General features: G+C 74.0%; 21 protein-coding genes. 8 read left to right on the top strand and 13 right to left on the bottom strand.

The window, feature by feature from the left end; genetic code table 11:
• Positions 1-13 precede the first annotated feature (13 nt).
• A complete protein-coding gene (locus RF647_RS16355) occupies positions 14-301 on the bottom strand; it encodes a hypothetical protein (protein ID WP_368812663.1) in 288 nt (95 codons plus the stop codon).
• Positions 302-378: 77 nt separating this feature from the next.
• Positions 379-1,026 carry a YdcF family protein gene (locus RF647_RS16350; protein ID WP_368812662.1) on the bottom strand — a complete coding sequence of 216 codons (648 nt, stop codon included), beginning with the start codon at positions 1,024-1,026 and terminating at the stop codon, positions 379-381.
• A gap of 211 nt (positions 1,027-1,237) precedes the next feature.
• On the opposite strand from RF647_RS16350, the gene RF647_RS16345 reads away from it, so the two are divergent.
• Positions 1,238-1,711, top strand: a complete 474-nt coding sequence (locus RF647_RS16345) for an acyl-CoA thioesterase (protein ID WP_368812661.1) — start codon at positions 1,238-1,240, stop codon at positions 1,709-1,711.
• A 24-nt stretch (positions 1,712-1,735) separates the two neighbouring features.
• Here the strand turns inward: RF647_RS16345 and RF647_RS16340 are convergent, their stop codons facing one another.
• Together RF647_RS16340 and RF647_RS16335 are read right to left on the bottom strand one after the other, a co-directional pair.
• On the bottom strand, positions 1,736-3,601 hold the full coding sequence (locus RF647_RS16340; RefSeq protein ID WP_368812660.1) for a bifunctional sugar phosphate isomerase/epimerase/4-hydroxyphenylpyruvate dioxygenase family protein: 1,866 nt from the start codon (positions 3,599-3,601) through the stop codon (positions 1,736-1,738).
• Positions 3,601-5,043 carry an MFS transporter gene (locus tag RF647_RS16335; RefSeq protein ID WP_368812659.1) on the bottom strand — a complete coding sequence of 481 codons (1,443 nt, stop codon included), beginning with the start codon at positions 5,041-5,043 and terminating at the stop codon, positions 3,601-3,603. Before RF647_RS16335 ends, RF647_RS16340 begins: the two co-directional genes overlap by 1 nt.
• 172 nt (positions 5,044-5,215) lie before the next feature.
• Here RF647_RS16335 and RF647_RS16330 point away from each other — a divergent pair, with 172 nt between their 5' ends.
• Complete coding sequence (locus RF647_RS16330; protein WP_368812658.1) at positions 5,216-5,986, top strand: IclR family transcriptional regulator; 771 nt, start codon at positions 5,216-5,218, stop codon at positions 5,984-5,986.
• 15 nt (positions 5,987-6,001) lie between these two features.
• Here RF647_RS16330 and RF647_RS16325 read toward each other — a convergent pair whose 3' ends face one another.
• Genes RF647_RS16325 through RF647_RS16315 form a run of 3 tightly spaced genes read right to left on the bottom strand, consistent with a single transcriptional unit; the run spans position 6,002 to position 7,945 of the window.
• Positions 6,002-6,958, bottom strand: a complete 957-nt coding sequence (locus RF647_RS16325) for an aldo/keto reductase family oxidoreductase (RefSeq protein WP_368812657.1) — start codon at positions 6,956-6,958, stop codon at positions 6,002-6,004.
• On the bottom strand, positions 6,955-7,638 hold the full coding sequence (locus RF647_RS16320; RefSeq protein WP_109268595.1) for a tetratricopeptide repeat protein: 684 nt from the start codon (positions 7,636-7,638) through the stop codon (positions 6,955-6,957). Before RF647_RS16320 ends, RF647_RS16325 begins: the two co-directional genes overlap by 4 nt.
• 43 nt (positions 7,639-7,681) lie before the next feature.
• Positions 7,682-7,945 (bottom strand): PLDc N-terminal domain-containing protein, encoded by a 264-nt coding sequence (locus RF647_RS16315; RefSeq protein ID WP_133411402.1) that lies wholly within the window; start codon positions 7,943-7,945, stop codon positions 7,682-7,684.
• A gap of 146 nt (positions 7,946-8,091) precedes the next feature.
• Here RF647_RS16315 and RF647_RS16310 point away from each other — a divergent pair, with 146 nt between their 5' ends.
• Positions 8,092-9,114, top strand: coding sequence for a YsnF/AvaK domain-containing protein (locus RF647_RS16310; RefSeq protein WP_368812656.1), 1,023 nt, complete (start codon positions 8,092-8,094; stop codon positions 9,112-9,114).
• A gap of 276 nt (positions 9,115-9,390) precedes the next feature.
• Entirely contained in the window at positions 9,391-11,616 is a 2,226-nt protein-coding gene (locus tag RF647_RS16305) for a catalase (protein WP_368812655.1), read from the top strand.
• 118 nt (positions 11,617-11,734) lie between these two features.
• On the opposite strand, the gene RF647_RS16300 is transcribed toward RF647_RS16305, so the two are convergent.
• Positions 11,735-13,117 carry a TIGR01777 family oxidoreductase gene (locus RF647_RS16300; protein ID WP_368812654.1) on the bottom strand — a complete coding sequence of 461 codons (1,383 nt, stop codon included), beginning with the start codon at positions 13,115-13,117 and terminating at the stop codon, positions 11,735-11,737.
• A 178-nt stretch (positions 13,118-13,295) separates the two neighbouring features.
• Between RF647_RS16300 and RF647_RS16295 the strand changes: the two genes are divergently transcribed.
• From RF647_RS16295 to RF647_RS16285, 3 genes are all read left to right on the top strand, one after another.
• Positions 13,296-13,874, top strand: coding sequence for a histidine phosphatase family protein (locus RF647_RS16295; protein ID WP_368812652.1), 579 nt, complete (start codon positions 13,296-13,298; stop codon positions 13,872-13,874).
• A 135-nt stretch (positions 13,875-14,009) separates the two neighbouring features.
• The gene (locus RF647_RS16290) at positions 14,010-18,932 is read left to right on the top strand and encodes an NAD-glutamate dehydrogenase (RefSeq protein WP_368812651.1); all 4,923 of its coding nucleotides are present in this window, start codon (positions 14,010-14,012) and stop codon (positions 18,930-18,932) included.
• An 8-nt stretch (positions 18,933-18,940) separates the two neighbouring features.
• A complete protein-coding gene (locus RF647_RS16285) occupies positions 18,941-20,383 on the top strand; it encodes a phytoene desaturase family protein (RefSeq protein ID WP_368812650.1) in 1,443 nt (480 codons plus the stop codon).
• Between the two features lie 7 nt (positions 20,384-20,390).
• Here the strand turns inward: RF647_RS16285 and RF647_RS16280 are convergent, their stop codons facing one another.
• Entirely contained in the window at positions 20,391-20,999 is a 609-nt protein-coding gene (locus RF647_RS16280) for a lytic transglycosylase domain-containing protein (RefSeq protein ID WP_368812649.1), read from the bottom strand.
• A gap of 82 nt (positions 21,000-21,081) precedes the next feature.
• On the opposite strand from RF647_RS16280, the gene RF647_RS16275 reads away from it, so the two are divergent.
• Complete coding sequence (locus RF647_RS16275; RefSeq protein ID WP_368812648.1) at positions 21,082-21,582, top strand: DUF456 domain-containing protein; 501 nt, start codon at positions 21,082-21,084, stop codon at positions 21,580-21,582.
• 70 nt (positions 21,583-21,652) lie between these two features.
• On the opposite strand, the gene RF647_RS16270 is transcribed toward RF647_RS16275, so the two are convergent.
• The 4 genes from RF647_RS16270 to RF647_RS16255 are packed head-to-tail and all read right to left on the bottom strand — an operon-like array spanning position 21,653 to position 24,223.
• Positions 21,653-23,020, bottom strand: a complete 1,368-nt coding sequence (locus tag RF647_RS16270) for a molybdopterin molybdotransferase MoeA (RefSeq protein ID WP_368812645.1) — start codon at positions 23,018-23,020, stop codon at positions 21,653-21,655.
• A complete protein-coding gene (locus RF647_RS16265) occupies positions 23,020-23,316 on the bottom strand; it encodes a DUF6457 domain-containing protein (protein WP_206064074.1) in 297 nt (98 codons plus the stop codon). Before RF647_RS16265 ends, RF647_RS16270 begins: the two co-directional genes overlap by 1 nt.
• A gap of 39 nt (positions 23,317-23,355) precedes the next feature.
• Complete coding sequence (locus RF647_RS16260) at positions 23,356-23,949, bottom strand: molybdenum cofactor guanylyltransferase (RefSeq protein ID WP_368812643.1); 594 nt, start codon at positions 23,947-23,949, stop codon at positions 23,356-23,358.
• Positions 23,950-23,953: 4 nt separating this feature from the next.
• The gene (locus tag RF647_RS16255) at positions 23,954-24,223 is read right to left on the bottom strand and encodes a MoaD/ThiS family protein (protein ID WP_017834396.1); all 270 of its coding nucleotides are present in this window, start codon (positions 24,221-24,223) and stop codon (positions 23,954-23,956) included.
• Positions 24,224-24,300: the final 77 nt, after the last annotated feature.

The raw sequence follows: 24,300 nt of genomic DNA, 5'->3' as shown, positions 1-24,300 counted from the left end.
GGCGGGGCCGGTCTCAGGGGGCGGGCACGGACCGCCACCCCGCGGAGTCCACCTCGACGACGACGGGCGCCCGCCCGCCCACGCCCCGCCGCCGCAGCGCCGCCTCGATGGCACCGGCGGGGGCGGTGACCACGAAGGTCTCCCCGCGGAACAGGTCGGCGGAGTCCTCGACGAGCGACGTCAGCTCCTCGGGGCCGCCGGCCGTGAACCGCTCGGCCACGCGCAGGCGCGCGGTCCACGGCGGGGGAGGGCCGGCCTCGTCGAGGAGGACGGCGGTGGCCGGGCACTGCAGGTCGGTCATGGCCCCAGTCTTTCCCCCGGCCCCCGCCGGGGGAAGGCGGGGGCCGCAGGGCACGGTCCCCGGTCCCGGCCGCCCGCTCAGTCCAAGGACTTGGGCCGCCACGGCAGCTGCTGGTCGCAGCCGGGGGTGAGCCAGGCCTTCACGAAGCCGCCGGACTGGTAGACGAACTCCCGCAGGTGACCCCGCGGCACCGCCGGGTAGTCGAAGGAGAGCACGTCCAGCTCCCCGGCGTAGCAGCGTTCCAGCAGCAGGCGGGAGCGGGCGACGTGCTGACGGTAGGTGAGCGCGCTGACGTGCTCCCACCCCCGCTGCTCGCTGAGCGCGCGCAGCTCCATGGCCTCGCCCTGGGTGGTCGAGGGGTCGGGGCGGAAGCAGATCACCTCGTAGTCCTGCGCGCCGCCCCCCGCGCAGGTCTGCGCAGCCCGCGCGTAGTACACCTGGCCCGAGGCGTCGCCGAGGTCGCCGGTGCCGGGGTTCGCCACGACCAGCACGGGCGCCACCCCGGCGTCCATGAGCCGCAGCGCCTCGGCCATGCGGGTCCGGTCCGGCGGGCCCAGCACGAGGAGGGCGTCCGAGCGCGCCGGGACGTCGGTCCGGGGGTGCTGGAACGCCGTCCAGCCGGCGACCAGCCAGATCAGGAGCAGTGCGAGCACCGGGACGAGCACCCGGGTCGGCCGGGCAGAGCGGTGGGCGGAGCGGCGGGTGGTGCGGGCACTGCGGGGCATCGGGGCCGCTCCTCGCCGGTCGTGGGGACGGAGTCCGGATCAGCCGACATTGTCGCACCCGCCGCTGGGCGCGGCCGCCGTGTGACGGGCCGAGGCCGCCCGGGCGGGCCGGTGCGGGCCTACGATGTAGCACGCCGGTGCGGTGCGCGCGGGCGTGCCGCGCGGACGTGCCGTGCGCACCGCAGGTCGAGGACCCAGGAGGACGGACCGCATGACGGTGGAGGACGAGGCCGGGGTGCTGTGCCGGGTGCCCATTCGCTGGGGCGACATGGACCCGTACGGGCACGTGAACAACGTGGAGGTCGTGCGGCTGCTCGAGGAGTCGCGGATCGCGGCCCTGGGCGTGCCCGTGGGAACCGGCGACCAGGTGGAGCCCCCGCTGATCCCGTTCTTCTCCGCGCTGCCGGAGGGCACCCAGGCGCTGATCACCGAGAACCGGATCAGGTACCTCCGCCCCCTCGAGTACCGCAACACGCCGGTGGAGGTCCGGGTGTGGGTCGTCTCCGCCCGCGGCGGGGCGCTGACGCTGGGCTTCGAGATTACCGACGTGGTCTCGCGCCGGGCGTGCGTGCGGGCCGAGACCCAGCTCGCGTTCTTCGTGCCCGCCACGGGGACGGTGCTGCGCATCTCGGCGGAGCAGCAGGAGCTCCTCGCCCCGCACGCGGGCCCGCGCGTCTTCCGCTGACCCGCGCGCCCCGCGGCGGGGTGCTCAGGCCTCCGTGCGCGCCCGGTGGGCCGCCTGCGAGCGCCGGTACTGCGCCGCGAGCCGGACCGGGGCGTTGGGCGCGCCGAAGCCGGAGTACCCGTTGCGGCGTTCGACCACCTCGAAGAACACCGTGCCCAGGGTCTCCGTGTAGAAGTGCAGGAACTCGCCCTCGGCGTCCCGGTCGTAGAGCAGGTGCAGCTCCTGCAGGGAGGCCACGAACCCGGCGTCGAGGTCGAAGCGGGCGTCGAGGTCCTCGTAGTAGTTCTGCGGCACGGGCAGGAACCGCAGCCCGCGCCGGCGGGCCCGCCGGGCCACGGCGAAGACGTCCGTGCAGGACAGCGCCACGTGCTCGGGGTAGGCCGCGCCCACGAAGGAGCCCTGCTCGGCGGCGGTCGGGGCCACGTTGAGCGGCATCCGCACCGCCCCGTTGGCCGAGCGCATCACCTGGCTGCGCACCAGCCCCGAGGGGCCGGGGACGTCCTGTACCGGCTGGGCGGCCAGGGCGAGCACCGAGGTGTAGAACAGGACGGCCTCGTCGTAGTGCTGCCACGGCTGGGCCATGTTGATGTGGTCCACCCCGGTGACCAGGGCCCCGGTGTCGAGCTCGTCGTCCGCGCCGAACTCGCCCAGCCACGCGGGCACGCCGTTGCCGGGCCGTTGGCAGAAGAAGATCTCCGTGCCGTCCGGGGCGAACACGCCGCGCAGCACCTGCTCGTCCTCGCGCTGGGAGCGGTGCACAGGCCGGGCGGACAGCCGGGTGGCGCGCTCGAGCGCGGTGTCCGGGTCCGGAACCTCGAAACCGAGGGCGGCGATCTCGGTGGGGGCGTCCTCGGGGACGGCGTTGTTGACGACGACCCGCACCGGTCCCTGCACCCACACCTGCACGTTCTCCTTGGACTGGTGGTGCCCGCCCAGGGCGAAGCCGAGCTGGTGCAGGAGCCGGGTGGTCTCGCCGAGCCGCCCGGCGCGGATCTCCACGAAGTCGTATCCGTCCGGTTCCTCCACCGGTGGCAGAGGTTGCAGTTGCAGCCGGCCTCGCGCCGATTGACCGTCGAGTGCTCTCTGGGTCTGGTCCTCGAGCCAGCGCAGGGAGCGCAGCCCGTCCACCGCCGTGCGGTTGACGTCGGCCTGGCGGAAGGCGTCGTTGAAGATCTCCAGGGACACGGGGCCGTCGTAGCCGGCGCGGACCAGGTGGGACATGAAGCCGACCATGTCGAAGTCGCCCTCCCCGGGGAACACCCGGTGGTGGCGGGACCAGGACAGGACGTCCAGGCTCAGCAGCGGGGCGTCGGCCAGCTGCACGAAGAAGATCTTCTCCGCCGCGATGTCCTCGATCGGGGCCGGGTCCCAGGCGCGGGAGAGGATGTGGAAACTGTCCAGACAGGTCCCCACACTCGGGTGGTCGGCGAGGTCCACGATCCGCTGGGCGCGCTCGAAGTCGTTGACGAACCTCCCCCAGGCCAGCGACTCGTAGGCGAGTCGGACCTCGTAGCCGGAAGCGAGGTTGCCGAGCTGGCGCAACTGGTCGGCCATGACGTTGTCGTCGTCGATTTCGGCGGTCGCGACGTTGGAGCACACGAGCATGGTGGTGATGCCCAGTCGGTTCATCAACCGGAACTTCGCCTCGGCGCGCTTGAGGTTGGCGGCGAACTGCTCGGGGCCCACGGCCTCGAAGTCCCGGAAGGGCTGGTAGAGGTCCAGGGTCAAGCCCAGTTCCGCTGCGAGGTCTCGGATCTGCTCGGGGGAGGAGGGGGAGACGACCAGGTCCTGCTCGAAAACCTCGATCCCGTCGAACCCGGCGGCCGCGGCGGCGTGCATCTTCTCCTCGAGGGTGCCCGAGAGGCAGACCGTGGCGATCGAGGTGCGCATCAGCGCGCCGCCCCGGCGGCGGCCGGCTTCGCGGCGCCCTCCTCCGCGGCGTCCCGGCCCCGGGACTCGAGGGCGCGCAGCTCGGCGGCCTCGGTGCGCGAGGTGTGCAGCGCGTCGATCTCGTCGAGGGACTTCCGCGCCGTCTCCTTCGCGGTGAGCGCGGCGCCTCCGGAGATCAGGCACGCGACCGTGACGAACACGGCCACGCCCAGCCAGTTGTCGCCGGCGGGACCGGCCACGGCGGAGGCGAGGACGGGCGCGAAGCCGCCCGAGACGGCGAAGCCGATCTGGGTGCCCAGGGCCAGGCCGGTGACCCGGACCCGCAGCGGCAGCATCTCGGCGTAGAACGAGGGCCAGATGCTGTTGGCCATCGAGTAGAAGCACCCGGACATGACGGCGCCGAGCACGAAGATGAGCGGCCAGTTCCCGGCGTGGACCGCCGAGAGGTAGGGGTACATCAGCACGGCGGGGCCGACGACCCCCGCGAGGAAGACGGGCTTGCGGCCGATGCGGTCGGCGAGCACGGCCACGACCGGGATCACGAACAGGGCGACGGCGTTGGCCAGCACGGAGACCCACAGCATGGAGGAGCGCTCGAGGCCGACCACGGAGGTGGCGAAGGAGAGCGACCACACCGTGAACACCACGTTGACGGTGTTGATCATGGCGGCGGCGGCGATCCGGACCACGGCGGCCCGGTGGTGCTGCAGGAGCACGCGCAGCGGGGACTCCGGCTGCTCGTCGGGGGTCTCGGCTCGGGCCTCCCGGAAGGCCGGGGGCTCTTCCAGGTGGCGGCGGATCAGGTAGGCCACCACCACGACGACGGCGGAGAGCCAGAACGGCACGCGCCAGCCCCAGCTGAACAGCGCCTCCTCCGGCAGGAGGGTGAACGGGATGAACACGGCGGTGGCCAGCAGGGTCCCGAACTGGGTGCCCTGCAGGGTCCAGCTGGTGGTGTACGCGCGGCGGTCCTCGTCGGAGTGCTCGAGCGACATGGAGATGGCGCTGGCCTGCTCGCCCGCGGCGGACAGGCCCTGGACCACGCGGCACAGCACGAGCAGCACCGGGGCCAGCATCCCCGCCTGGTCGTAGGTCGGGAGGCAGCCGACGGCGAAGGTCGCCCCGCCGATCATGAACAGGGTCAGCATGAGCACGAACTTGCGGCCGAACCGGTCGGCCAGCGGACCCATGACCAGGGCCCCCAGGGGGCGGACGACGTACGCCACGCCCACGGTGCCCATGGCGAAGAGGATGGCCACGCCGGGGGACGTCTCGGCGGGGAAGAAGAGGTGGTTGAGCACCAGGGCGGCGGCGGTGCCGTAGACCGCGAAGTCGTAGTACTCGAGGGCGCTGCCGATCCAGCTGGCCAGCGCGGCCTTGCGGGGCGTCCGGCCGGAGGGCGGCGGGGCCGTGGTCTCGGCGGTCGTCGCTGCTGAGCTCATGGAGGTCCTTCGGGTCGATCCACAACGCGATATAGTTCTCATATTGTGGAAATTATTTCTACTGTGTGATCATGATCTCTGTGAGCTGGTCCACATGTCAACCGCAGGACGAACGGAGCGCTGCTGTGCGAACGCCGATCAGGACCGCCCTCCCCGGCGCCGGGTGCCCCCGGTGACGGCCCCTGGGCCGGCGGGGGCCGCCCGCCAGGACATGGTGGGCAAGGCCCTCCGGCTGCTCGAGCTGCTGGGGGAGCACCCGGACGGGCTGACCGCGGCCGAGGCCACCAAGATCTGCGGCTACCCCTTCAGCACCACCTACCGGCTGCTCAACGCGCTCGTCCGGGACGGCTTCGCCGAGCTGCAGGAGGACAGGCGCTACGTCCTGGGGCTGAAGATCTTCCACGCCGCCCACAGCGTGGCCCAGCGCCTCGGGATCACGGGGACGGTCGTGCCCGTGCTCCGGCGGATGGTCGAGCGCACGGGCGAGTCCTGCCTCTTCGCCGTCCTGGACGGCGACCGCTTCCACACCCTCGCCAAGGAGGACGGGCCGGACTTCCGGGTCACCTCCGACCCCGGCTACCGCGGCGCGCTGCACTCCTCGGCCCTCGGGCTGTGCCTGCTCGCCTTCGCCCCGGAGGACGTGCGCGAGCACCTGCTCGGCACCATCGAGCTCGAGGCCCGCACCCCGGCCACGCTCACGGACCGGGACGAGCTGCGCCGGCGGGTCGAGCGGATCCGGCGGGAGGGCTGGGCCACCCAGGACCAGGAGCACGACGTGGGGATGGTAGCCGTCGCGGTGCCCGTCCTGCGGCCGGGCGGGGGCTGCATCGGCTCGCTCGCGCTGTCCGCGCCGGTGTTCCGGCACCGGCTGGAGGACCTCGTGGACATGGTGCCCGCCCTCCGGGAGGCGGCCGGCGAGCTGGGCGCGCGGCTCACGGGCTGAGCGGCCGGCGCAGGCTCAGGGGACGGACTGGCCCCGCGCCGCCGTGAGCAGCGCGTACCAGTCCTCGTGGCCGAGCCGGGACGCGAGCTCCTCCGCCGCGGCGCACGCGGCGATCCGCTCCGGGTCGGTGGTCCCCAGCACCGGGCGGATCCCGCCGGGGTGCTTCATGAGCCACGCGAGGACCACCGCCTCGCCGGGGACGCCGTGCGCCGAGGCGATCCGGTGGACCGTCTCGGCGGTGGCTGCGGCGTGCTGGTCCTCCGGCGGGATCGGCGCACCGGTGTACAGGCCGCGGGCCAGGGCGCCCCACGCCTGCACCTCGATGCCGTCGGCCGCGCAGTACTCCAGGAGCCCCTCCGGGAAGGAGTGCTCCGCGCCCTCGGGGTGGTTGGCCAGGATCTGCTGCTCCACGAAGCCCCGGTGCCGCAGGCTCAGCTCGAGCTGCACCGCGGTGACGGGCGTGCTGAGCACCTGCTGGTAGCGGGACACCTGGCGGGTCGACATGTTGGACAGGCCCACGGAGCGGATCAGCCCCTCCTTGCGCAGCTCGTCCAGGGTCCCCGCGACCTCCCGGGGATCGGCCAGGGGGTCCGGCCGGTGCAGCATGAAGCGCTCCACGGAGTCCACGCGGAGCCGGCGGAGGGACCCCTCGAGGCCGCTCCGGATCGTGTCCCGGTCCAGCCGGTAGTGGGTCGGCGCGCCGGGCGCCGCGGTGTTGCCCGGCAGGCGCACCCCGCACTTGGTCTGGAGGCTCACCCTCCGGCGCAGCTCCGGGTCCTCCGCGAGGAGCTCGCCGAAGACCTCCTCGGACTTGCCGTGGGCGTAGATGTCGGCGTGGTCGAAGTCGGTGATGCCGGCGTCCAGCGCGGCGTGCACCGCGGCCCGGGCGCGGTCCACGGTCCCTGCGCTCGGCGGGGCGTCGTCCCACGAACCCCCGATGGTCATGCAGCCGTAGAGCAGGCGCGAGCTCATGAACGGTCCTCTCCGTCGGGCACCCCGGCGTCCCGGGTGGGGCTCTGCTGCTCCAGTCGCTGCTGCTCGGCGGACCAGCGCAGGCGGGCGGCCGCCGCGTAGGCGGCCCCGGACTCCTTCATCCGGCCCGCGCGCTCGTAGAGCCGGCCCAGGGCGGTGAAGCACTCCGCCTGGTCCGTGGCCGTGGCCTCGGTCTCCTGGTAGAAGTCCAGCGCCCGGTTGTAGGCCGTGATGGCCTGGGTGTGGCGCTCGCCCAGCTCGTACACCCGTCCCAGGTTGACGTGGCACTGCGCCTGGTCCTGCGCCTCGTGCGGGGCGTCGAGGTACTGGCCCAGGGCGTCGAGGAGGTGCTCCTCGGCGTCGTGGGCGCGGTCCAGCTCGAGCAGCAGGCTGCCCAGGATCAGGTGCGTGCGGGCCAGGTGCTTGCCGCTGCCGGGGATGCGGCAGAACAGCCCGAGGGCGTTCTCGTAGGCGGTGACGGCCCGGCCGGGGCGGTTCATCCCGAGGTAGAGATGACCCAGGTTGTAGTGGCAGGCGGCCTGTTCCTGGAGGGAGTCGCCCTCCTCCTCGAAGAGCACGATGGCCTGCTGGTAGGCGGTCTCGGCCTCGTCGAGCCGTCCGCGGTCCTCGGCGTCCAGGGCCCGGGTGAAGAACCCGTGCCCGTCCTGGGTGTAGCTCATGCGGAGTCCTTTCTCGGCCGGGTCCTGCGGGGGTGTCGGCGGGCTACGCGGGGTGCGGGTCCTGCGGGCGCGGGGCCCGGCGGCCCAGCGCGAACCACAGTCCCGCGCCGGCGACGGGGAACGCGAGGATCACGAGCAGCCACAGCAGGCGCAGCACGGGATCCAGGGCCGGGCTGCGCAGCAGGGAGACCGAGGCGGCCACCATCAGCACGACGACGACCGCTCCGGCCACCGTCGCACCGCTCTCCCACGCCCCCGTCCGCACGGCCTCGGCGCCGCCGGCCGCGAGGGCGGTCCAGGTGCTCATGCATCGATCCTCGCACCGTGGGCCCGGGCGGACAAGGGCGGGCGACCCGCCGCGCCGGACCCCGGTCCCCCGTAGAGTGGAATGCGACACAGCTCAGCACGCTGATAAAATGTGGCTGTCGACTGCAACCCCGAGGAGAGTCCACGATGTCCACCTCCGACGACCGTCCGTACGACCAGGAGTCCGCCCACGAGGAGCCCGCCGCCGGGCGCGCCGGCGGGCGGGACGCGGACGAGACCGGGGTGGAGCGCCACGCGCCCAGCTCGGCGACCGAGCTCTGGGACCACAACGCCTACGGGCGGGAGGACGGCGACATCGGCGGCTCCGCGACCTCGGGCGCCACCGACACGCGCGACCCGCGCGGCGGGGCTCCCGCCTACAACATCGACGCCGGGGACGACGACGCCGTCCGTCACGGTGACGACTCCGGCCGCGACGACGGCTCGCCCGTGCGCGGGACCGGCGAGTCGCTGACCGGGGCGGACGCCACGGCCGGCCACGGCCGCGAGAGCGTGGGCGACGAGCGGGCTGACGATCGGCGCGACCACGGCCGGCGCGACGAGCCGTCCGGCGCCGGCGGAGGGGCCTTCGACCAGGAGGCGGCCGGCCGGGACGCCACAGGCCGGGACGTCACCGGCCCGGACACCGCCGACCTGGACACCGTGGAGCGGGACGCCACGGACCAGGACGCCACCGGCCCGGACGCCACGACCCGGGTCGAGGCGGAGCGCGGTGCCGGCCGCCACGCCGCCGGGGACGCTGCCGAGGACGTGACCGGTGACCTCGGAGGCGGTGGGCGCCCCGGCGAGACCCCCTTTGTGGTCCGGCACGAGGAGCGGCTGCAGGTCGGAACCGAGCGCGTCGAGTCCGGGCGGGCCCGGCTGCGCAAGTACGTGGTGGAGGAGCCGGTGCGCGCGGAGCAGACCCTGGCGTCCGAGGACGTCGAGGAGGTCCGCACCCCCGTCACCGAGGAGGAGCGCGAGGCGTTCCTCGCCGGCCGGGAGCTGCCGGTGGGGGAGGACGAGGTCATCCTCTACCGGGAGGTGCCCGTGGTGCAGACGGTGCGCGTGCCCTACGAGCGGGTGCGCCTGGTGGTGCGCCGCACGGAGCGCACGGAGGTGGTCGAGGAGACCGTGCGCCAGGAGCGGGTCGACGTCGAGGAGGACTGAGCCCCTCCGTCCCGGACCCCCTCGGCCACGGCGCCGAGGGGGTCCGTTCCGCTCCGTCCGGGGAGTCCGTCCGGGGCGTCCGTCTGGGGCGTCCGTCCGGGGCGCGGTCGGCTGTTCACCCAGCGCGGAGCCGGGCCCGGCGACTTGTGCCCTGTCTCACGGGAGTGCACTAATGGTAAGCGAGCTGGTCGTTCCGGTCCGTGCGGACCGGGACCGGCCGGTGTCGACCGCACTTCGACGACCGGGAGGTCCATCATGCGCAAGAGGCTGAACAGGATGAGGCAGAAGGCCGGGGGCCAGGCGTCGACGGCCCCCGGCGTCCCCGGCAGCGAGACCGCCCCGCTCGCGGAGCCCACCACGCCCCGCCCGCCGCTGCCGCCCAAGCCGGACCAGGGCACGCCGGAGCCGGTGAGCCCCACGGGCCAGGACACCGGGATCGACCCGACCCTCAACGCCCAGGGCGGCGAGCACCTGACCACCGCCCACGGCTCCCGGCGCGCCGACACCGACCACTCCCTGAAGGCGGGCCGGCGCGGTCCCGTGCTCCTGCAGGACCACCACTTCCGGGAGAAGATCAGCCACTTCGACCACGAGCGCATCCCGGAGCGCGTGGTCCACGCTCGCGGCGCCGGCGCCCACGGCGTGTTCCGCTCCTACGGCACCGCGAGCAGGATCTCCTCCGCCGCCGTGTTCGGCAAGGACGTCGAGACCCCGGTCTTCGTGCGCTTCTCCACCGTCCTCGGCTCGCGCGGGTCCGCCGACCTCGCCCGGGACACCCGCGGCTTCGCCACGAAGTTCTACACCTCCGAGGGCACCTGGGACCTCGTGGGCAACAACATCCCCGTGTTCTTCATCCAGGACGCCATCAAGTTCCCGGACGTCATCCACGCGGGCAAGCCCCACCCCGACCGGGAGATCCCGCAGGCGCAGTCCGCCCACGACACCTTCTGGGACTTCGTCTCCCTGCACACCGAGGCGCAGCACCACACGATCTGGAACATGTCGGACCGCGGCATCCCCCGGTCCTACCGCACCATGGAGGGCTTCGGCGTCCACACGTTCCGGCTCGTCGACGACGCCGGCCGCAGCGTGCTCGTGAAGTTCCACTGGAAGCCGAAGCTCGGCGTGCACTCGGTGCTGTGGGAGGAGGCGCAGATCGCGATGGGCATGGACCCGGACGTGCACCGCCGGGACCTCGCGGACGCCATCGAGGCCGGCGCCCACCCCGAGTGGGAGCTCGGGGTGCAGGTCTTCGAGGACAACGAGGAGCAGGTCTTCGAGGGCATCGACCTGCTCGACCCCACGAAGATCGTCCCGGAGGAGCTCGCGCCCGTGGAGCCGGTCGGGCTGATGACGCTCAACCGCAACCCGTCCAACTACTTCGCCGAGACCGAGCAGGTCGCCTTCAACCCGAACAACCTGGTCCGCGGCATCGACGTCACCAACGACCCCTTGCTGCAGGGCCGGCTGTTCTCCTACCTGGACACCCAGCTCAGCCGGCTCGGCGGGCCCAACTGGACCCAGCTGCCGATCAACCGCCCGCACGCCCCGGTCAACGACATGCTCCGGGACGGGATGCACCAGACGGCCGTGCACAGCGGGGTGGCGCCCTACCACCCGAACTCGCTGGACGGGAACAACCCCTTCCCCGCCGACGAGCCGGCCCGCCCCTTCATCGACCACCCGGCCCCGGTCGCGGAGTCGGTCAAGGAGCGCGGCAACCCCGTGACCTTCGAGGACCACTACACCCAGACCCGCCTGTTCTGGCTGTCGATGAGCGACGTCGAGAAGGAGCACATCGCGCAGGCCTACACCTTCGAACTCGGCAAGTGCTGGGAGCAGGCGGTCAAGGAGCGCCAGCTGCAGGCCCTGGCCAACATCGACGAGAAGCTGTGCGCCGTGGTCGCCCAGGACCTGGGCCTTCCGGCGCCGAAGCCGACCGTCAAGCACGGGAGGATCAAGCCCAGCCCCGCGCTGTCCCAGGTCGGCGGGCAGTGGCCCCTCGACGGTCGGCAGGTGGGGATCGTGGTGGGCCCCGACCCCGACGAGAACGACCTCCTGGCCGTGGTCTCCGCGATCGACGACGCCGGGATGGTGCCACTGGTCATCGCCCCGCACGGCGGGCCGGTCGGGCGCGGCGGGAAGGTCGTGGCCCACCGGACCTACCTCACGGCGCGTTCCGTCGAGTTCGACTCGGTGCTCGTGGCCGGCGCCGTCCCGCCGGCCCCGGACGCCCGGCAGGGCCTCGACGCGAAGGCCGGAGCCGTCGCCCCCGGCGGCGTGGACCCGCGCGTGCACCTGCTGCTCGGCGAGGTGTTCCGCCAGGCCAAGGCCATCGGCACCTGGGGCGCCAAGGGCCAGGTGCTCGCCGCGGCCGGCCTGCCCGAGGGTGCGCCCGGCGTGGTCTCCGGCAAGGACGCCGCCGCCGTGGTCGAGCAGGTGGTCACGCTCATGAAGAGCCACCGCGCCTGGGAGCGGTTCCCGGTCTCCGGCCGCCTCTGACGGCCGTCCTGCCGCTGACCCACCACGTCGGCCCGGGCACACCGCGGATCCGCGGGGTGCCCGGGCCGACGTGGTGGTCTCGGCGGTGGTGGCGGGCGGTCGGCGGGGCCGGGGCGGGTCAGAAGCGGCCCAGCTCCTCCCGCAGCGCCGAGCCGAGGTCGGGGTGGCGGAACCGGTAGCCGCGGTCGATGGCCCGGTCCGCCGAGACCCGCTGGTCCGCGAGCGCCATCAGCTCGGCGCCCTCGGAGCCGAGCACGAGCTTCGGCCCGAACCCCGGGGTGGGCAGCAGAGCCGGCCGGCCGAGGACCTTGCCGAGGGTCCGGGCGTAGTCGCGGCCCGTCACCGGCATCGGGGCCACGGCGTTGACGGGCCCGTGCAGGCCGGGGGAGAGCACCGCGTGGGCGAACAGGCCCACCGTGTCGTCCAGCGAGATCCAGCTGAGCCACTGGTCCCCGGAGCCGAGCCGCCCGCCCAGCCCCGCGAGGAACAGGGGCAGCTGGGCCTTGAGGGCGCCGCCGGCGGGGCTCTGCACCACCCCGGTGCGCACCGTGACCACGCGGGTGCCGATGGCCTCGGCCTCCTGGGCGGCCTGCTCCCAGGCCGTGCAGACCTCGGCGAGGAAGTCGTCGCCCGGCGGGGACTTCTCCGTGACGCTCTCCCCGTGGGTGTCCGCCCCGTAGTAGCCGATCGCGGAGCCGTTGATCAGCGCGGCGGGGGCCTCGTCGCCGAGCGCGACGAAGGCGCGGACGAGCAGCCGGGTGCCGAGCACCCGCGAGTCGTGGATCTGCTCCTTCGCGGCGTCCGTGAGCCGCCCCCCGATGCTGCGCCCGGCCAGGTTCACCACGACGTCCACCCCCCGCAGCGCGGCGGGGTCCAGCTCCCCGGTCGCCGGGTCCCACGAGATCTCGAGGGGGGTGCGCGCCTCGCGGCGCACGAAGCGCAGGACCGTGTGGCCTCCGGTGCTCAGCAGCGCGGCCAGCTGCACGCCGATGGTGCCCGAGGCCCCCGTGACGGCGACGGTCAGGGGCCGGCCGGGATAGCGGCTGTGGAGGTCGAGGTCGGCGGCCAGCCGCCGGGCGCGGGCCTCGAACTGGCGGCCCAGCGCCGGGCTCATCAGCCGGTCCCCGAACGCCCTGCTGCCCGGCAGCGCCGCGTACTCCACGGTGTCGGTGACCACGGTACCGCCGTGCCCGTCGTCGTCGAACCGGTGGTGGTGCTCCCACGAGGCGAGCGGGCCCTTCACCATCCGGTCCCGGAACTCCCGCCCGGGGACGAAGCCGTGGTGCTCCGCGGTCCAGGGCACCGAGGCCAGCCCGTAGGAGCCCGGCACAGCCACCCGCAGCCGGGACCGCGTCCCGTCCTGCAGCGGGGGCGAGGACTCCTCCACCACGGAGCCCGTCCACGCGGGCGTGAGCCGGGTGAGCGCCCCCGGGCGGGCGTGCCAGGCGAAGACGTCCTCGACGGGGTGGGGCACGCGGGAGCTGAACGTGAAGGTGGTCATGCGTGCCACTCAACCCGCATTGCCCCGGTTCGTCCAGGACCTCGGGCCGCGGGCCGTCCGTGTCCTGGCCCGGTGGGCCGGCGGCGGCCGGGTGCGGTGCGGTGCCCGGGCCCCCGCGGACCGCGATTCCCGCCGTCCCGCTTGCCCCCCCGGCAGGCCGTCGCCCAGAGTGGGGGACGTGAACACCCCCGGACGCATCGTGCTCATCCGCCACGGCCAGACCGACTGGAACCTCGAGGAGAGGCTCCAGGGCGCCACGGACGTCCCGCTCAACGACGCCGGGCGGGAGCAGGCCCGGGTCGTCGCCCGCCACCTGCACGCCCAGGCCCTCGGCTGGGACGTCCTGGTGTCCTCGCCGCTCGGCCGGGCCGTGGAGACCGCCCGGATCATCGGCGAGGCCCTGGGCCTCGAGCTCGCGGCGACCTACGACGAGCTCGTGGAGCGCAGCTTCGGCCCGCTCGAGGGCTCGCGCCTGGCGGGCCTCGAGGGCGCCGCGCGGGAGCAGCTGCTCTCCGCCGGGGAGCCGGCGGAGGCGGTCGTCCGCCGCGGTCTGGCGGCGCTGCGCCGGATCCGTGCCGACCACCCCGGGCGCAGCGTGCTGGTGGTGGCGCACGGCTCGCTCATCCGCCTGACGGTCTCCGAGCTCAACGGGGAGGCCCATCCCCGGATCGGCAACTGCGAGGTGGTCCCCGTGCGGACGGAGGCCCTCGGTGCGGCGCGCCTGCGAGATGACGCGGCGGAGTCCACCGCACCCTGACAGCCCCGGCTTCGTTCAATAAGCTGGGACCCACCAGGGACGGTCCCACGAGGTGCCGTCCACCCCCTGGGGCGGCGAGGGCGGCGCACGGACCGTGCCCCCTGCTGTCCACGGCGACGAAGGCGTGATGCGGCTGTGGCCTCTGACCAGTACACGATCCCCGACGAGGACCGGACCGAGGCGCTGCAGGTGATCCCGCGGGCCCCCGAGTGGTCCGGGGAACGGGCGTGGATCAACGAGTACTACCGCCACGTGCCCCAGGAGGACCTGCTCGCGCACACCGAGGACCAGCTGCGCGAGCGGGCCGACCACCACCACGAGGTGGGACGGGTCCGCGCGCCCCGGGAGATCGCCGTGGGCGTGCGCCAGGAGGACTCGACCTCCGTGGTCTTCGTGGTCACCGAGGACGTCCCCTACCTCGTGAGCACCGTGTCCGCGGAGATCGCCGCCAAGTGGGGCGGTGCCCGCCTGCTCATCCACCCCGTGCTCGTCGCCGCCCGGGACGCCGGGACCCACGAGCTGCGCGAGCTCCAGCAGGTCCCGGACTTCTCGGCCACCTCCAGCGGCGACACCACCGCGCTGCCCAGCCTGGCCGGGTTCCGCTCGGACGGGGGCACCACGCACGTAGTGGAGTCCTGGATCTCCGTGGAGCTCTCCCGGCAGATCTCGGACGAGACCGCCCAGGAGCTCGTGGCCCGGCTCTCGAGCCTGCTCGAGGACGTCCAGCGGGTCGACGACGACCAGGTGGAGCTCAAGGAGCGCGTCGGACGGCTCGCGGACGAGCTCGACCGGCTGCGGCAGCTGGACCTGCCCGAGGGCGGGCACCCGCCGCTGATCGGACCGTCCCAGGAGTTCCTGCGCTGGCTGGTCCGGGGCAACTTCATCCTCATGGGCTTCAAGGAGTACGACCTCGAGGACTCCGGCGGCGGCCTCTCCCTGGTCAGCCGTCCCGGGACCGGCCTGGGCCTGCTCGTGGAGCACGACCGCAAGCCGCACCGGCAGGTCCTGACCGGGCTGGGCCGGGAGCACGCGCGCGAGGCCGGCACGCTGTTCATCACGAAGGCCAACCGCCGCTCCTCGATCCACCGCCGGGAGTACCTCGACTACATCGGCGTCGCGAAGTACGACGACGAGGGCCGGATCGTGGGCGAGTACCTCGTGCTGGGGCTGTTCACCCGCCGCGCCTACAACACGCCGGCCCGCGAGACGCCGCTGATCAAGGACAAGATGGCCGAGGTCGCCGAGCGGTTCGGCTTCCTCGAGGACTCGCACTCGGCCCGGGACCTCATGGGCAACATCGAGGACTACCCGCGCGACGAGCTGTTCCACATGACCGCGGACGAGCTCTACGACATCATGCGCGGCGTCATGGGCCTGGACGAGCGGCGGCAGACCCGGCTGTTCCTGCGCCAGGACCACTTCGGGCGGTTCATGTCCGCGGTCGTCTTCCTGCCCCGCGACCGGTACAACACGTCGGTGCGCGGGCGGATCGAGGCCGAGCTCAAGCGCACCTTCGACGCCGAGTCCATCGACTTCGACGCCCGGCTCACCTCCTCGACCCTCGCCCGCCTGTTCTTCCGCATCCGGCTGCCCTACACCGGTCAGGTGCAGTCCTTCGACCGCTCGGGCCTGGAGGCGCGGCTGCGGGCCGCGGTGCGGTCCTGGTCCGAGGCGCTGGTGCGCGCGATCCACCGGGACTTCTCGGAGGAGCTCGCGCGGACGCACGCCGAGAACTGGGCGGAGGCGTTCCCGGACGCCTACCGGGCGGACTACGAGATCGAGGAGGCGGTCGAGGACCTCCAGCGCTGCGAGGAGCTGTGGGGACGGGACCCGGACCTGCCCGCGGAGGTGCGCGTCGTCGACGACCCCGGGGGCGTGCGGCTGAACATCTACCTCACCCGCTCCCTGTCCCTGACCGAGCTGCTGCCGATGCTGCAGAACCTCGGCCTGACGGTCCTGGACCAGAAGCCGTACGAGGTCACCCCCGCCGACGGCCGCCACTTCCAGCTCTACGACTTCGGGGTGCGGCTGCCGGAGGGCGTGGACGCGACGGGTCCGGAGGACGCCAAGACCGAGGACCTCATCGAGGACACCCTGTGCGCGGTGCTGTCCGGGCGCTCCGAGTCGGACTCCCTGAACCGGCTGGTCCTGACGGAGCGCATGACGTGGCGGACCGTGGCCGTGCTGCGCTCCTACGTCCGGTACCTCCTGCAGCTGGGGCACCCGAACTCCTTCGACTACATCGCGGACACGCTCCTGGGCTTCCCGCGGGTCACCCGGGCGCTGGTCGACTTCTTCGACGCGAGCTTCAACCCGGCGCTCGACGACGTCGTGCGCGGCTCCCAGCGCGACGCCGCGCAGGGGCGGCTCACCGAGGCCCTGGACGAGGTGCCCACCCTGGACGCCGACAAGCTGCTGCGGGCGCTGGCCGAGTGCATGGCCGCCACGCTGCGCACCAACGTGTACCGGCACCGCCCCACCATGGCGTTCAAGCTGGACCCCCGGCGGATCAGCACGGCCCCGCTGCCGCACCCCATGTTCGAGGTCTGGGTGTGGTCCCCGCGGGTCGAGGGCACGCACCTGCGCTTCGGGCCCGTGGCCCGCGGCGGCCTGCGCTGGTCGGACCGCCGGGAGGACTTCCGCACCGAGGTCCTGGGCCTGGTGAAGGCGCAGATGGTCAAGAACTCGGTGATCGTCCCCAACGGGGCGAAGGGCGGGTTCTACCCCAAGCAGCTGCCCGAGCCGGCCGCGGACCGGGACGCCTGGGTGGCGGAGGGCCGGGAGGCGTACAAGCTGTTCATCGCCTCCCTGCTGGACATCACCGACAACCTCGTCCGGGACGGGTCCGGCCAGGACGTCGTCGTGCACCCCGAGAACGTGGTGCGCCGCGACGGCCAGGACTCCTACCTGGTGGTGGCCGCGGACAAGGGGACGGCGTCCTTCTCGGACACCGCCAACGCGATCTCCGCGGAGTACGGGTTCTGGCTCGGGGACGCCTTCGCCTCGGGCGGCTCGGTGGGCTACGACCACAAGGCCATGGGCATCACGGCCCGGGGGGCGTGGGAGTCGGTGAAGCGGCACTTCTTCGCGCTGGGCGTCGACACCCAGGCGGAGGACTTCACCGTGGTGGGCGTGGGGGACATGTCCGGTGACGTGTTCGGCAACGGCATGCTGCTGTCCGAGCACATCCGGCTGCTGGCCGCGTTCGACCACCGCGACATCTTCCTCGACCCCGACCCGGACCCGGCCGTCTCCTACGCCGAGCGCGAGCGGCTGTTCGGCCGCCCGCGGTCCTCGTGGCAGGACTACGACCCGGAGAAGATCTCGGCCGGCGGCGGCGTGTACTCGCGCACCGCGAAGTCCGTGCCGATCTCCCCGCAGGTCCGCGAGGCCCTCGACCTCGACGACGGCGTCGAGGAGCTCTCCCCGATCGAGCTGATGCGGGCGATCCTGACGGCGCCGGCCGACCTCCTGTACAACGGCGGGATCGGCACGTACGTGAAGTCGGCGCAGGAGACCTCCACGGACGTGGGGGACAAGGCCAACGACCCGATCCGCGTCGACGGCCGGGACCTCCGGGCCAAGGTCGTCGGCGAGGGCGGCAACCTGGGCTGCACCCAGCTCGGCCGCGTGGAGGCCGCGCTGAACGGGGTGCTGATCAACACGGACGCGATCGACAACTCCGGCGGCGTGGAGTCCTCCGACCGCGAGGTCAACATCAAGATCCTCGTGGACCGCATGGTCGTGGCGGGGGAGCTCTCCGCGGAGGAGCGCGCCGGCTTCATCGAGGCCATGACCGACGAGGTCGCCGGGCTGGTGCTCGAGACGAACGTGGCGCAGAACGTGCTGCTCACCACGGAGCGCTCGCGCGTGCGGGCCCTCAACGAGGCCTACATCCGGTTCCTGCACTGGCTCGAGGACGAGGCCGACCTCGACCGGGACATCGAGTTCCTGCCCTCCGACGAGCAGCTGCGCGAGCGGGTCCGCACCGGCCACGGGCTCACGTCCCCGGAGCTGTCCGTGCTGGCGGCCTACGCCAAGATCCAGCTCTCGGAGGCGCTGGTCGAGGGCGGTCTCGCCGAGGACCCGTGGTTCGAGGAGGTCCTGGAGGCCTACTTCCCGGAGCAGATCACCCAGCGCTTCGGCGAGCTCGTCGGCACCCACCCCCTGCGCGCCGAGATCATCTGCACCGTGGTGGCCAACCAGATGGTCAACTACGGCGGCATCCCGTTCGTCTACCGCGTGATGGAGGAGACCGGGTGCGGGCCCGTGGAGGTGGCCCGGGCCTTCGTGGCGGCCGTGCAGATCTACGAGATCGACCGCTACGCCCACCAGCACCGGGAGCTGCCCGCGGAGGTGCCCACCGAGGTGTGGGACCGGATGTTCCTGGACATGCGGCGCCTGCTGGACCGCGTGGTGCGCTGGCTCATCAACCGGGAGGAGACCGCCAACCCGGTGGCCGAGGTCATCGACCGCTACAAGCCCACCGTGGACATCCGGTTCCTCGAGGACCGGCTGCTCGGGGAGGACTCCCGGCAGCGGGTCGACTCGCGGGCGGAGGCAGCCGAGCGCCAGGGCGTCCCCGGGGCGCTGGCCACGGAGTGGTCCCAGCTGCTGGACGCGTTCGCGCTGCTCGACGTCGCCCGCCTCGCCCACGCCTCCGGCGAGGCGATCGCCGAGGACGGCGGCCTCGACGAGGAGCAGATCAAGACCATCGCCAAGGTCTACTTCCGGCTCTACGACCGCTACCGCATCGAGAGCCTGCTCAACCGCATCACCGGCCTGCCGCAGAGCACCCGCTGGGAGAACCTCGCGCGGATGTCCATGCGGGAGGACGTGTACGCGACCCTGGTGGCCCTCGCCGACCAGGCGCTCGAGGCCCCCGGCCGGGACGCGCGGGAGAAGGTGGAGTCCTGGGAGTCCAGCAACGAGTCCCGCCTGGGCCGGTTGCGCGAGGTGCTGGGGGAGATCGAGGCCGAGGACACGGGCGAGGCCTCCGCGGAGCTCGCGTCCCTGTCCGTGGCGCTGCGGACCATGCGCAGCGCCCTGGTCGGGTAGGACGGCCCGTGCAGGGGACGGCCGCGGTCGTCGGCTCGGGGCCCAACGGGCTCGCCGCGGCCGTGGTGCTGGCCCGCGCGGGGCTCGACGTCACGGTCCACGAGGCGGCGGGCTCGGCCGGCGGCGCGGCCCGCTCCGCGGCCGTGCTCGGCCCCGGCACCGTGGTGGACCTCGGCTCCGCCGTCCACCCCTTCGGCGTGGCCAGCCCGCTGTTCGCGCAGCTGGGCCTGCACCGGCACGGCCTGGAGTGGCTGCACCCGCCGGTCGTGGCCGCGCACCCGCTCGACGACGGCCCGCCGGGCCTGCTGCACCGCTCGCTCGAGCGCACGGCGGCGGGGCTGGGCCCGGACGGCCGGGCGTGGTCCCTGCTGCACCGCGGCGTGGTGGAGCGCTGGGAGGAGACGGTCGAGTCGGTGCTGGGCCCGCTCGTGCGCGTGCCCGAGCACCCGCGGGCCCTGGCGTCCTTCGGCCTGCGCGCGCCGTGGCCCGCCGCGGCCACGGCGCGGGTGCTGTTCCGCACCGAGCAGGCCCGGGGGCTCTTCGCCGGGTCCGCCGCCCACGCGGTGCTGCCCCCGCGGCACGCGCTGACCTCCGCCTTCGGGACGCTGTTCGGCGCTGCAGCCCACGCCACGGGGTGGCCGGTGGCCCGTGGCGGCACCCAGGCCGTCGTCGACGCCCTGGTGGCCGATCTCGAGGAGCACGGCGGGCGGGTGCTCGTCCACTCCCGGGTGACGGACCTCGCCCAGGTGCGGCCGGCCGACGTCGTCCTGCTGGACCTCACGCCCCGGCAGGTGCTGGGCCTGCGCGGGCTCGAGCTGCCGGACCGGTACCGGCGGGCGCTCGCCCGGTGGCGCTACGGCACGGCCTCCTACAAGGTGGACCTGCTGCTGGACGGCCCCGTGCCGTGGCGGGACCCGCGCGTGGCGGAGGCCGGGACCGTGCACGTGGGCGGGACGCTCGCCGAGATCGGCGCCGCGGAGCAGCAGGCCCGGGCCGGCCGGCTGCCGGAGCGCCCGTTCGTGCTCGTGGCCCAGCAGGGGGCCGCCGACCCCTCCCGGGCGCCCGCGGGCCGGGAGGTGCTGTGGGCCTACGCCCACGTCCCCCACGGGTGCGACGACCCCCGGGCGGGGGAGCGGGTGCTCCGGCAGCTCGAGCGCTTCGCCCCCGGGGTCCGCGACCGGATCCGCGAGCGCGTGGACACCTCCCCGGCCGAGCTGGAGGCGTGGAACGCGAACCTCGTGGGCGGGGACATCGGCGGCGGCTCCCTGGACGGGCTGCAGCAGGTGTTCCGGCCGGCCGTGCAGGCCGACCCCTACGCCACCGGCGTGCCGGGGGTCTGGCTGTGCTCGTCCTCGACGCCCCCGGGCGGGGGGGTGCACGGCATGGCCGGGTACCACGCGGCCCGCAGGGCGCTGCGGGGCCTCGCGAGGAGCTGGCGGCCCGCCGGCTGACGAGCACTCAGGCGCCGACCCCGGCGTACGTCGTGGCCGCGAGCTCGCGGATCTGCGCCACGTAGCCGCGGGTCTCCGCGAACGGGGGGATCCCGCCGTGCCGCAGGACCGCCGTGGGCCCGGCGTTGTAGGCGGCGAGCACCAGGTCGATCTCCTCCCGGGCCGAGGCGGGCGCCAGTCCCCGCACCATGCGCCGCAGGTCCTTGAGGTAGAGGCCCTGGGCCCGGATGGCGGCCCGCGGATCGAAGGGGTCGCCCCGGCCGTAGCGCTTCCACGTGTCCGGCATGAACTGGGCGAGGCCCTGCGCCCCGGCCGGGCTGACGGCCCGGGGGTCCCAGCGGCTCTCGACGTCCAGCTGGGCGGCGACGATCTCGGGCGGGAGCCCCGAGAGCTCGGCGGCGGCCAGGACGTCATCGCCCCACGGCTCCGGGACGGGCGCGGTGCGGATCGGCTCCTCGCCGAGGGACGCCCCGCAGCACCCGGGGGCGTTGGCGTGGAAGAGCCCGCCGGCGCCGATCAGGAGCAGCACCACGGAGGCCAGCAGGAACCACCGGGAACCGCGCGGGGCGAGTTCATCGGTGCCGGGGCGCGCGGGATCCAGGACGGTGGTGGCCATTTGTTCCAGGCTAGGGCGGCTTGCCCGCCCCGGTCTGCGGCCTCTTGGGGGGACAGCCCGCCCCAGCGCCTACGATGAGGGCGTGACTGCCGAGATCATCGCGACCCTCATCACCGCCGCCCTGCTCGTCGTCGGGTGCCTCGGCATCATCGTGCCGGTGCTGCCGGGCTCGATCCTGATCGTGGTCGGCCTGCTCGTCTGGGCCCTCACGGTCCAGGCGGTCGAGGGCTGGGCCGTGCTGGGGATCGGCTCCGCGCTGGCGATCGCCGGGATGGCCGCGAGCGCCGTGCTCACCGGGACCCGGCTCAAGCGCCGGCAGATCCCCAACCGCTCCCTCCTCTACGCCGCGGCCGGCGCCGTGGTGGGCCTGTTCGTGATCCCGGTGGTCGGGATCTTCGTGGGGTTCTTCGTGGGCCTGCTGCTGAGCGAGACCGCTCGCCAGCGGGACCTCCGGGCGGCGCTGGACTCCAGCTGGGCGGGTCTCAAGGCGGCGGGCCTGGGGATCGTCGTGGAGTTCGCGTGCGCACTCGCCGCCTCCACGGTGTTCGTGCTGGGCGCGCTGGTCCTCTTCACGACCGCCTGAGCCCGCGAAGCCCGGGACGCCGAGGGCCCGGACACCACTGGTGTCCGGGCCCTCGGCGTGCCGCGGCGCGTCAGCGCCAGGGCAGGGGGACCACCTCGACGTCCTGCCCGGCGGTCACGCCGCCCGGCGGGACCACGGCGATGACGTCCGCGTGGGCGAGCCCGCGGAGCATGTTCGCGCCGACCCGGTCCCGGGGCGCGACCGTCCCGTCCCGGAGGTAGGCGGGCACCAGGGCGGTGACCTTCTGGCCCGGCAGGTCCTCGGCCGCGGGCAGGGTGCGCGTGGCCGGGGGCCGGTCGCTGTGCAGCTTGGCGAGCAGGGGCTGGGCCACCGTGAAGATGCTGGTCATCGCGGCCAGCGGATTGCCGGGCAGGCCCACCACGAAGGGGCCGTCCTCGGGCAGCCGCGCCAGGAACGTGGGGTGGCCCGGGCGCTGGGCGAGGCCGTCGAGCAGGAAGACCGCCCCGAGCTCCTGGAGCGCCGACCGGACGTGGTCGGCGTCGGAGTGCCCGGTCCCGCCGGTGGTGATGACCACCTCGGTGCGGGCGTCGAGCACCGACGCCATGCCGGAGGGCGCCTCGGTCAGGGCGGAGAGCATCGCCTTCGCGGTGTCCTCGACGCGCCGGAGCTGGTCCACGGACCCGCCCAGCATCTCCACGAACGTGGGCAGCTGGGGGCCGAAGGCGTCCCGGACCTGGCCGGGCTCGGGGATCCCGTCCTCGACCACCTCGCTGCCGGTGAGCAGGATCGTCACGCGCGGACGGCGGCGGACCGGGAGCATGTCGTGGCCGCTGACGGCGGCGAAGGCGATGTGCGCCGGGTTGAGCAGGCAGTCGGCGTGCAGGATGACGTCCCCGGCCGCGACCTCCTCGCCGGTGCGGCGGATGTTCTGCCCGTAGGGGATGTCCTCGGCCGAGGGGGCGTGGGCCGCGATCGTGAGCACGGTGCCCTCCTCGGACAGGTGCGCGTACTCGTCGCGCAGCACGGCCCGGGCCCCGGCGGGGACGAGTCCGCCGGTGACGATGCGGGTGGCCTCGCCCGGCTCGAGGTTGAGCACCGGGCGGTAGAGCTCCCGCGGCGGGATGGTCAGCATCTTGCGGGGGTCGGTCTCCACGGGCTCGGGGAAGACCACCGTCCACGGCTGGGGGCCGGCCACGGCGTAACCGTCCATGGCGGAGGAGGCGTAGTGCGGGACCGGGATCGGGGCGGTGACGTCCTCGGCCAGGACCTCGCCGAGCGCCTCCTGCAGGGGCAGCCAGTGGCTGGGCAGCGCGGTGGCGATGTCGTAGGAGAACTGCCGGGCCCGGTGCCAGTCGGCGTCGTGGACGGTCTCGACCTCCTCGGGGGCGCTCTCGGGCGTGCCGCTGTCGTCCTCGATGACGGGCAGCGCGTGCGTGTAGGGGCTGTTGGTGTCGTGGGGCAGGGGCAGTCCGGACATCAGTTCTCCTCGGGGGTTCGGCGGGCGGCGGGGACGAGACCGTCGACGGTCTGCAGCGCGCGGTCCAGGACGCGGTGCTCGTCCTCGCCCGCGGCCGCGGCGCGGCCCACGTGGTAGCCGAGCAGGTAGGCGGTGGGCGGGACGGCGGGGCGCACGGTGCCGTGGGCGATCCTGCCGGTGAGGCCCAGCACGGCGTCCAGGGGGAGGTCGGCGTCGGGCACGTCCAGGGCCGCGCGCACGGCCTCGACCCACCGCTCCAGGATCTCGTGCTCGGACGGGCTCAGGTCCTTGGGCATGCGCCGCTCCTCCCGGGCGGTGGGGCCGCCCGCTCGTGGTCAGGTCAGGTGGTGCCTGTGCACATCGTCCCACGTATCGACGTCCGCGGTGGCGTCCTCGGGCACGGTGACGTCCCGGATCTGGAGCTGGCGCACGAACGAGAACACGGACCGGTCCGCGGCGTCCTGCCCCGCGAAGGCCCGGCGCAGCGCGTCGCTGCGGTAGAGGGCGGCGAGGGGCTGGCGGTGGCCGTCGGGCGGGACCGACACGTAGCCGGCGGCGCCGTCGCCGGTCCGGGCCGCCTCCAGCAGGAGGGGCACGGCCCGCGACACCCCGGGCATGTCGCACGCCAGGGTCAGGGTCCACTGCGCGGCGGGCAGGGCGTCGAGGGCGCGCAGCCCGGCGGCGATGCCCGCGGCCGGGCCGGAGAACGGCGGGTCCTCCCGGGTGCGCAGCACGTGCCCGGGGACGGCCGGGTCCGCCGGGCCGACGACGACGACGCCCGCCGCCTCCCGGACCGCCTCCAGCGTGAGCTCCAGCAGGGTGCGCCCGGCCCGCCGCAGACCGGCCTTGGGCCGGCCACCCAGGCGGGCGGAGCGGCCGCCCGCCAGGACCACGGCGTGGAAGACCGGGGCCGGTCCCGGCTCGCTCACGCGCTCACCCGCCGGAGAAGGGCGGCAGGACGTCGAGCACCGCCCCGGACGGGACCGGGGTGTCGGGATCGGGGCAGGCCACGCCGTCGAGCAGGAAGCTGGACCGGGCCAGCACCTGCGCCAGCGGCGGCTGCCCCGGCGGCGGCTCGGGGTGGGCCCGGGCCAGCAGGTTCTCCACGTCCCGGCGCGTGCAGGGCCGGTCGTCGGGGACCTCCAGGGTCTCGGCGTCGGTGCCGGCAGCGGCGCGGGCGGCCGCGAAGTAGCGGATCAGCATCCCGGCTCAGCCCCCGATCGCGCTCATGGGGCGTTCCGGTTGGACGTAGTCGGGGGAGTCCAGGCCGGTGTGGTCCA

The organism is Kocuria sp. CPCC 205263 (genome assembly GCF_040981075.1).
Taxonomy (GTDB): Bacteria; Actinomycetota; Actinomycetes; order Actinomycetales; family Micrococcaceae; genus Kocuria; species Kocuria rosea.
This window is presented reverse-complemented; position numbering and strand designations above follow the sequence as displayed.

Bases quoted from the DNA above. Each gene is read 5' to 3' on its own strand.
- RF647_RS16280 (WP_368812649.1), bottom strand. From the start codon at position 20,999: ATGGCCACCACCGTCCTGGATCCCGCGCGCCCCGGCACCGATGAACTC.
- RF647_RS16340 (WP_368812660.1), bottom strand. From the start codon at position 3,601: ATGCGCACCTCGATCGCCACGGTCTGCCTCTCGGGCACCCTCGAGGAG.
- RF647_RS16310 (WP_368812656.1), top strand. From the start codon at position 8,092: ATGTCCACCTCCGACGACCGTCCGTACGACCAGGAGTCCGCCCACGAG.
- RF647_RS16355 (WP_368812663.1), bottom strand. From the start codon at position 301: ATGACCGACCTGCAGTGCCCGGCCACCGCCGTCCTCCTCGACGAGGCC.
- RF647_RS16325 (WP_368812657.1), bottom strand. From the start codon at position 6,958: ATGAGCTCGCGCCTGCTCTACGGCTGCATGACCATCGGGGGTTCGTGG.
- RF647_RS16270 (WP_368812645.1), bottom strand. From the start codon at position 23,020: ATGTCCGGACTGCCCCTGCCCCACGACACCAACAGCCCCTACACGCAC.
- RF647_RS16305 (WP_368812655.1), top strand. From the start codon at position 9,391: ATGAGGCAGAAGGCCGGGGGCCAGGCGTCGACGGCCCCCGGCGTCCCC.
- RF647_RS16320 (WP_109268595.1), bottom strand. From the start codon at position 7,638: ATGAGCTACACCCAGGACGGGCACGGGTTCTTCACCCGGGCCCTGGAC.
- RF647_RS16335 (WP_368812659.1), bottom strand. From the start codon at position 5,043: ATGAGCTCAGCAGCGACGACCGCCGAGACCACGGCCCCGCCGCCCTCC.
- RF647_RS16315 (WP_133411402.1), bottom strand. From the start codon at position 7,945: ATGAGCACCTGGACCGCCCTCGCGGCCGGCGGCGCCGAGGCCGTGCGG.
- RF647_RS16255 (WP_017834396.1), bottom strand. From the start codon at position 24,223: ATGCTGATCCGCTACTTCGCGGCCGCCCGCGCCGCTGCCGGCACCGAC.
- RF647_RS16345 (WP_368812661.1), top strand. From the start codon at position 1,238: ATGACGGTGGAGGACGAGGCCGGGGTGCTGTGCCGGGTGCCCATTCGC.
- RF647_RS16300 (WP_368812654.1), bottom strand. From the start codon at position 13,117: ATGACCACCTTCACGTTCAGCTCCCGCGTGCCCCACCCCGTCGAGGAC.
- RF647_RS16350 (WP_368812662.1), bottom strand. From the start codon at position 1,026: ATGCCCCGCAGTGCCCGCACCACCCGCCGCTCCGCCCACCGCTCTGCC.
- RF647_RS16265 (WP_206064074.1), bottom strand. From the start codon at position 23,316: ATGCCCAAGGACCTGAGCCCGTCCGAGCACGAGATCCTGGAGCGGTGG.